This window comes from Gilliamella sp. Fer4-1 (assembly GCF_001690515.1).
GTDB classification, from domain to species: Bacteria; Pseudomonadota; Gammaproteobacteria; order Enterobacterales; family Orbaceae; genus Gilliamella; species Gilliamella apicola_C.
The window spans coordinates 1-7,637 of record NZ_LZGZ01000112.1 but is presented as its reverse complement, the minus strand read 5'-3'; the positions used below and the strand labels follow the sequence as shown (position 1 = coordinate 7,637).

At 37.8% G+C, this 7,637-nt stretch carries 7 protein-coding genes; 5 read left to right on the top strand and 2 right to left on the bottom strand.

What is annotated here, in order from left to right; translation table 11 throughout:
- Positions 1 to 108: 108 nt before the first annotated feature.
- A complete protein-coding gene (nfsB, locus tag A9G30_RS04115; RefSeq protein WP_065588149.1) occupies positions 109 to 753 on the bottom strand; it encodes an oxygen-insensitive NAD(P)H nitroreductase in 645 nt (214 codons plus the stop codon).
- Positions 754 to 1,165: 412 nt separating this feature from the next.
- Here nfsB and leuA point away from each other — a divergent pair, with 412 nt between their 5' ends.
- The 5 genes from leuA (at position 1,166) to A9G30_RS04090 (ending at position 6,852) form a co-directional block, all read left to right on the top strand.
- On the top strand, positions 1,166 to 2,713 hold the full coding sequence (gene leuA / locus A9G30_RS04110; protein ID WP_065588148.1) for a 2-isopropylmalate synthase: 1,548 nt from the start codon (positions 1,166 to 1,168) through the stop codon (positions 2,711 to 2,713).
- A gap of 67 nt (positions 2,714 to 2,780) precedes the next feature.
- The gene (gene leuB / locus A9G30_RS04105) at positions 2,781 to 3,860 is read left to right on the top strand and encodes a 3-isopropylmalate dehydrogenase (protein ID WP_065588147.1); all 1,080 of its coding nucleotides are present in this window, start codon (positions 2,781 to 2,783) and stop codon (positions 3,858 to 3,860) included.
- 161 nt (positions 3,861 to 4,021) lie between these two features.
- Positions 4,022 to 5,422, top strand: a complete 1,401-nt coding sequence (leuC, locus tag A9G30_RS04100) for a 3-isopropylmalate dehydratase large subunit (protein ID WP_065588146.1) — start codon at positions 4,022 to 4,024, stop codon at positions 5,420 to 5,422.
- 11 nt (positions 5,423 to 5,433) lie between these two features.
- Positions 5,434 to 6,036 carry a 3-isopropylmalate dehydratase small subunit gene (gene leuD, locus A9G30_RS04095; protein WP_065588145.1) on the top strand — a complete coding sequence of 201 codons (603 nt, stop codon included), beginning with the start codon at positions 5,434 to 5,436 and terminating at the stop codon, positions 6,034 to 6,036.
- A gap of 51 nt (positions 6,037 to 6,087) precedes the next feature.
- Complete coding sequence (locus A9G30_RS04090) at positions 6,088 to 6,852, top strand: class I SAM-dependent methyltransferase (RefSeq protein ID WP_065588144.1); 765 nt, start codon at positions 6,088 to 6,090, stop codon at positions 6,850 to 6,852.
- Positions 6,853 to 6,882: 30 nt separating this feature from the next.
- On the opposite strand, the gene rpoN is transcribed toward A9G30_RS04090, so the two are convergent.
- The coding region (rpoN, locus tag A9G30_RS04085) for an RNA polymerase factor sigma-54 (RefSeq protein WP_065588143.1) at positions 6,883 to 7,637 on the bottom strand (755 nt) is incomplete at its 5' end.

Below are 7,637 nucleotides of genomic sequence, written 5' to 3'. Positions count from 1 at the left end.
ACAGGTATATTAATTCTATTTAAGTAGAATAAAAACAAAGAAATCGCAAAAGAACCTCCACCCTCATTACAGCTTTAAGCGGAGGGTACAACTTGTTATTTTATTATCTTACAAAAAAGTAAAAAGTTGCTCTTTGGGTAGGCGTGATTTTGGCCGGTGAGCATTTCCGTCATTTTCGGCTCGATAACCTAATGTTGCTACCACGACACTTTTAAGCCCTTTACTTTTAAGCTCTAAAATTTCATCCATTTTAGTAGCATCATACCCTTCAATAGCGGTTGTATCCACACCAATTGCCGCTGCGGCAAAAAGTAATTGCCCTAAGGCAAGATAGACTTGTTTACTTTCCCAACATTGTTGTGATTCAATGGTCGCGCTATTGAGTGTTACAAAGTGCCGACGACCTTGATCTTGTGCTTGTTTAAGATCCGCCGATGGATATCGACCATCTTTATCTTCTTGATTCAACAAATTGACCAAATGGGCGGCATCTAATGGCGTTTTAATACAAAAAACAATAGTATGGGAGGCGCCTGTTATTCTTGGCTTATTAAATTCAGCAATAGCAGGTAAGATTTTGTTCTTGGCTGCATCGTTATCAATAACATAAAAATGCCATGGCTGTGAATTAACCGATGATGGGCTGTTTCTTAAAACGGTTAATAATTGGTCAAATTGTTCAATTGGAATTTTTTTAGTTTGATCATAGTGTTTGGTAGTGTAACGTTTTTGAGAAATATCAACTATATTCATAATATTCATCCTCAATAAAAGAAAGATAGCATTATTATAAGCTTAGCCATAAATTGCTCAACTTATTTATGCAATAGATAAATTGATTGTAGTTGTTAAGCCTTTTTCTATTCCGTTTGATAACACGCCTTATTTTAAATAATCATTGACACAACTTATATCATTTGGTAAAAATATAATCAATTCACTTTTTAAGTAGTTAAATTTAGGAATTCATGTGTTGATTAAATTATACTCTCTCCTCCTAAGCCTTCTTCTCGCATCATTTTGCGCGGATGGCTTGTGTGTGGAGTAAAAAAGATAGTTTATTAAACAACTCGACAGATTAACAAGAACCCGCGCTAAAGTGCGGGTTTTTTGTTTTTTAACTTGAAATACCGAGATAGCGCTAAAATATATAAAAGGAAAAACAATGAGCGATCATGTCATTATTTTTGATACCACACTACGTGATGGTGAACAAGCATTACAAGCAAGTTTGAGTGTTAAAGAAAAACTACAAATTGCGCTAGCGTTAGAAAGAATGCGAGTTGATGTAATGGAAGTTGGTTTTCCCATTTCATCACCAGGTGATTTTGAATCAGTACAGACGATTGCTAAAACAATAAAAGATAGCCGAGTTTGTGCTTTATCTCGATGTGTCGATAAAGATATTGATGTTGCAGCAGAAGCATTAAAGGTTGCTGATGAGTTTCGTATTCATACCTTTATGGCAACATCAACTTTACACGTCAAAGATAAATTAAAAATGACATTTGATGATGTCATTGAACGAGCAGTGCACTGTATTAAGCGTGCACGTAATTATACTAATGATGTGGAGTTTTCTTGTGAAGATGCAGGCCGTACCCCAATTGATAACTTATGTAGGATCGTTGAAGCAGCAATTAAAGCGGGGGCAAAAACGATCAATATTCCAGACACTGTCGGTTATACTGTCCCTTATCAATTTGGTGGCATTATTCATACCTTATTTGAACGTGTCCCAAACATTGATCAGGCGATTATCTCTGTTCATTGCCATGATGACTTGGGCATGTCGGTGGCTAACTCGATTAGCGCGATTCAAGAAGGTGCTAGGCAGATTGAAGGGGCGATGAATGGCTTAGGCGAACGTGCGGGTAACACCGCACTTGAAGAAGTCATCATGGCCATTAAAATCCGTCAAAATATATTAAATGTTCATACCAATATTAATTATCAAGAGATTTATCGTACCAGCCAAATAGTGAGCCAAATAACCAATACACCAATCCCAGCTAACAAAGCTGTTATTGGTAGTAATGCTTTTGCCCACTCCTCAGGGATCCACCAAGATGGTGTGCTAAAAAATCGAGAAACGTACGAAATTATGACACCTGAATCAATCGGGTTAAATCAAATTCAATTAAATTTAACATCTCGATCAGGGCGGGCAGCGGTTAAACATCGCCTTGAAGAATTAGGTTATCACGATAAAGATTATAATTTAGATCAACTCTATGAAGCATTTTTAGAACTTGCTGATAAAAAAGGTCAAGTTTTTGATTATGATCTAGAAGCATTAATATTTATCAATCAACTAAAAGATGAAAAAGAACATTATGTTTTGGATTACTTCAATGTTCAATCTGGATCAACTGTTGTATCTACAGCATCGGTTAGTTTGATCATTGGAGATAACAAATTTTCCGATGCAGCAACGGGTAATGGGCCTGTTGATGCTGTTTACCAAGCCATAAATCGCATTACTGGTGAACCTATTTCAATAGTCAAATATCAATTAGCGTCTAAAGGACAAGGCGAAAATGCCTTAGGACAAGTGGATATTGTTGCTGATTATAAAGGGCGTAAATTCCATGGTGTTGGGCTTGCAACCGATATTGTTCACTCATCAGCGCTCGCATTAATTAATGTATTAAATAATGTGTATAGAGCAAATCAAGTTGCACAAGAAAAACAAAAATTACACCATGACTAATATTATATTATTTTGTTAATTGTTGAACAAAATAATCAGATTAAATGAGATTATAAAGGAATAAAATATGTCACAAAACTACCATATTGCAGTGCTTCCTGGTGATGGTATTGGTCCAGAAGTAATGAAACAAGCTTATAAAGTGCTTGAAGTTATCCGCAAAAAATATCAACTTTCCATTACGACCAGTGAATATGATGTTGGTGGAGCAGCAATTGATATTCATGGCTGTCCATTACCGAAAGAAACACTAGAAGGATGCGAAAAAGCTGATGCGATTTTATTTGGATCTGTTGGCGGGCCTAAATGGACTAACTTACCACCAGACCAACAACCTGAACGCGGTGCGTTATTACCACTACGCAAACATTTCAAATTATTTGCTAATATGCGCCCTGCTCGTCTATATCAAGGTTTAGAAGATCTTTGCCCATTACGGGCTAATATTGCCCAGCGTGGTTTTGATATTTTATGCATGCGCGAATTAACTGGCGGTATCTATTTTGGTTTGCCAAAAGGTCGCGAAGGTAACGGTGCTCAAGAAAAGGCTTTTGATACTGAAGTGTATCACCGTTTTGAAATCGAACGCATCGCTAAAATGGGCTTTGAAGCCGCACGTTTACGCCGAAAAAAAGTAACGTCAATTGATAAAGCTAATGTACTACAAACCTCAATTTTATGGCGCGAAGTGGTTAGCGAAGTAGCTAAAAGCTATCCCGATGTTACACTTGAGCATATGTATATCGATAATGCTACGATGCAATTAGTTAAAGATCCTTCACAATTTGACGTAATTTTATGTTCAAATTTATTTGGTGATATCTTGTCTGATGAATGCGCTATGATAACCGGCTCAATGGGCATGTTACCGTCGGCTAGCTTGAACGAGCAAGGTTTTGGACTATATGAGCCAGCAGGTGGTAGTGCGCCAGATATTGCGGGTAAAAACATAGCCAATCCAGCTGCACAAATCTTGTCATTGGCATTATTAGTTCGTTACAGTTTCAAACGTGATGATATTGCATCAGCTATCGAAACTGCAGTAAATAAAGCATTAGAGCAAGGCTACCGTACTATTGATTTAGCCCAAAAAGAACAACCGATTTCAACTGGCGAAATGGGAGACATAATTTGTAAGCTCATTTAATCAGATTGATGTTATTTATTGTATCACTTAGGGATAAGCCAAGTAGGCAGAATAAACAACTACTTGTATCCCTCTTAAATGCGGCTAATTAAGCTTAGTATTCATAAAATTATGTCTAAAACCCAACGCAGTTAAGTTGTAAAAATAATAAGGAATATGCAATGTCAAAAACACTGTATCAAAAATTATATGATGCACACATCGTTTATGAAGTACCAAATGAAACGCCTATTTTATATATCGATCGTCATTTAGTGCATGAAGTCACCTCTCCACAAGCATTTGATGGTTTGCGTGCAATGAATCGTAAGGTGCGTCAGCCTCATAAAACTTTTGCGACCATGGATCATAATACTTCAACCAAAAGTAATGATTTAAATGCTTGCAGCGAAATGGCCCGCATTCAATTAACTGAACTGGCAAAAAATGCCAAAGAGTTTGGTGTTTCGTTATATGATTTACAAAGTCCATTACGTGGTATTGTCCATGTGGTCGGTCCTGAACAAGGGATGACTTTACCCGGTATGACTATTGTGTGTGGTGATTCACATACCGCAACACATGGCGCATTTGGCGCACTAGCATTTGGGATTGGCACCTCTGAAGTTGAGCATGTCCTAGCCACTCAAACCTTAAAGCAAGGTCGAGCTAAAACCATGAAAATCGAGGTCAAAGGTCAAGTAGCTGAAGGAATCACTGCCAAAGATATTATATTAGCGATTATTGGCAAAACCACTAGTGCTGGCGGTACTGGGCATGTGGTTGAATTTTGTGGAGATGCGATTAAAGCATTATCAATGGAAGGCCGCATGACATTATGCAATATGGCAATCGAAATGGGCGCTAAAGCTGGCATAATTGCACCAGATGAAGTCACGTTTGAGTACTTAAAAGATCGTCAATTTTCACCAAAAGGTGAAGACTTCAATAAAGCGGTTGCTTATTGGGAAACGCTAAAAACCGACGAAGGTGCACATTTTGATACCGTTGTGACGTTAGAAGGCAAAGATATCGCACCACAAGTCACTTGGGGAACTAACCCAGGTCAAGTAACTTCAATTGATGCAACAGTACCGAACCCTGATCATTTTGCTGATCCTATTGAAAAACATTCTGCCGAGCGTGCATTAGCTTATATGGGATTAACCGCTGGCACCAAAATGACAGATATTAAAATCAATAAAGTGTTTATTGGTTCTTGTACAAACTCACGTATAGAAGATTTACGAGCTGCTGCGCAAATTGCCACAGGCCGTAAAGTCGCTGAAGGTGTACAAGCATTAGTTGTACCTGGTTCAGGACCAGTGAAAGAACAAGCTGAAGCCGAAGGATTAGATAAGATTTTTATTGATGCAGGATTTGAATGGCGCTTACCAGGTTGCTCTATGTGTCTTGCAATGAATGACGATAAATTAGCACCAGGGGATCGCTGCGCATCAACTAGTAATCGTAATTTTGAAGGGCGCCAAGGGCGGGATGCCAGAACACATTTAGTTAGTCCTGCTATGGCAGCTGCCGCGGCTATTACTGGTCATTTTACTGATATTCGCAAACCGTTTTAAGGAGACTTGTCATGGCTAAATTTACAAAACATACCGGATTAGTTGTTCCTTTGGACGCAGCTAATGTTGATACAGATGCAATCATTCCAAAGCAGTTTTTACAAAAAGTAACACGTACTGGATTTGGTAAACATGCCTTTCATGAATGGCGCTTTTTAGATGACGCTGGCGAGCAGCCTAATCCTGAATTTATCTTGAATAAACCCCGCTATAAAGGTGCCAACATTTTATTAGCACGTGAAAATTTTGGATGTGGTTCTTCTCGTGAACATGCGCCATGGGCGCTTGCCGATTATGGATTTAAAGCCATTATAGGCTCAAGCTTTGCCGATATCTTTTATAATAACTCATTTAACAATCAGTTATTATTGGTTAATTTATCCGAAGCCGATGTCGATGAACTATTTAAAATTGTTGAAGCGAATGAAGGTATTGAATTTACCATTGATTTAGTCAATGAGATCGTCACGGCTGGAGACAAGCAATATCCATTTAAAATTGATGCCTTTAAACGTCACTGTTTACTAAATGGTTTAGATAATATTGGTTTAACCTTACAACATGAAGAAGCGATTAGCGACTTTGAACAGAAAATCCCGTCATTTTTAGCTTAATTTCAACTTTTGGGCGTTTATTTGCGCCCAATCCAATAATGAGAATCACCAATGGCAACACATCATGATAATGTAAAACAGCAGTTTGGCGAACAAGCCAATGCTTATTTAACCAGTAAAGTACATGCGCAAGGACCTGATCTTGAATATTTATCTAACCTACTTATCCCACATTCCGAGGCAAGTCTACTTGATATGGGATGTGGCGCAGGTCATGTCAGTTTTATTGCAGCAAAATATGTTAAACATGTTACTGCCTATGATCTTTCAAATGAAATGTTATCGGTTGTCGCGCAAACAGCAAAAGAGCGCGGTTTACAAAATATAACCGTTAAGCAAGGTTATGCTGAATACCCCCCTTTTGCTGATAATCAATTTGATATTGTTGTCAGCCGTTATTCAGCACATCACTGGCATGATGTAGGTAAAAGCATTCGACAGCTCCATCGAATAACTAAACCTGGTGGTAAATTAATTATTATGGATGTTGTTTCACCTGGTCATCCTGTATTAGATGTTTGGCTACAAACTGTTGAAGCCTTGCGTGACACATCACACGTTCGTGACTATACCCCCGGTGAATGGTTAACCTTTTTAACTGAAGCGGGTTTCATCATTAATAATATAGCTCGCCACCGTTTAACACTCTCTTTTGATACATGGGTTAAACGAATGCGTACTCCTGAACAGTTAATTGAGGCAATACGAATTTACCAAGAAACCGCAGCTGACGATACAAAAAGTTATTTTGAACTTCAAGCTGATGGTTCTTTTACTACGGATATGATGATTATTGAAACTAAAAAAGCCATTTAAAATAATCCGTTGCCGTAAACAGCTTTAAATTTAAAGCTGTTTACGTTGACTTGATGGTGGAATTGATAAGGCTTCACGGTATTTTGCTACGGTTCGGCGAGCAATAATAATACCTTGTTCTTCAAGTAACGAAACTAATTTGCTATCACTCAGTGGCTTTTTACTATCTTCTGCTGATATATATTTTTTAATTAAAGCACGAATAGCCGTCGACGAGGCTTCACCACCTGATTGTGTGTTTACATGGCTAGAAAAAAAGAATTTTAATTCAAATATGCCCGTCGGGCATTGTAAATATTTTTGAGTTGTCACTCGAGAAACCGTTGACTCATGCATTTCAATTGCAGTTGCAACATCAGATAAAATCATTGGCCTCATATATTCTGTGCCCAGTTCGAAAAACTCCCGCTGATGTTCTACAATAAATTGACTTACTTTAAGTAAAGTTTCATTGCGATTTTCAATACTTTTAATAAACCAATTCGCATTTTGCAAATGTGATCGGATATATTGGCTATCGCTTTCGCTTACTGTCTTTTCCATCGCCGCATATTGCTGATTTATGCGTAGGGTTGGCATTATGTCATTATTCAAATCAACAACCCAGCTTCCATTCACTTTTTTTACTAAAACATCAGGTATCACATAATCTGGCGCAGACATATTAATAAAATCACCGGGATAGGGCTGTAAGTGTTGTATAAAATCGACGGCCTCTTTTAACTGCTCATCGTTAGCATTTAATACTTTTTTTAACGTTCTATAATCACGATTTGCTAATAAAT

Excerpts from the sequence above, each read along its gene's own strand:
- nfsB (WP_065588149.1), bottom strand. The coding sequence starts at position 753 with ATGAATATAGTTGATATTTCTCAAAAACGTTACACTACCAAACACTAT.
- leuA (WP_065588148.1), top strand. The coding sequence starts at position 1,166 with ATGAGCGATCATGTCATTATTTTTGATACCACACTACGTGATGGTGAA.
- leuB (WP_065588147.1), top strand. The coding sequence starts at position 2,781 with ATGTCACAAAACTACCATATTGCAGTGCTTCCTGGTGATGGTATTGGT.
- leuC (WP_065588146.1), top strand. The coding sequence starts at position 4,022 with ATGTCAAAAACACTGTATCAAAAATTATATGATGCACACATCGTTTAT.
- leuD (WP_065588145.1), top strand. The coding sequence starts at position 5,434 with ATGGCTAAATTTACAAAACATACCGGATTAGTTGTTCCTTTGGACGCA.
- A9G30_RS04090 (WP_065588144.1), top strand. The coding sequence starts at position 6,088 with ATGGCAACACATCATGATAATGTAAAACAGCAGTTTGGCGAACAAGCC.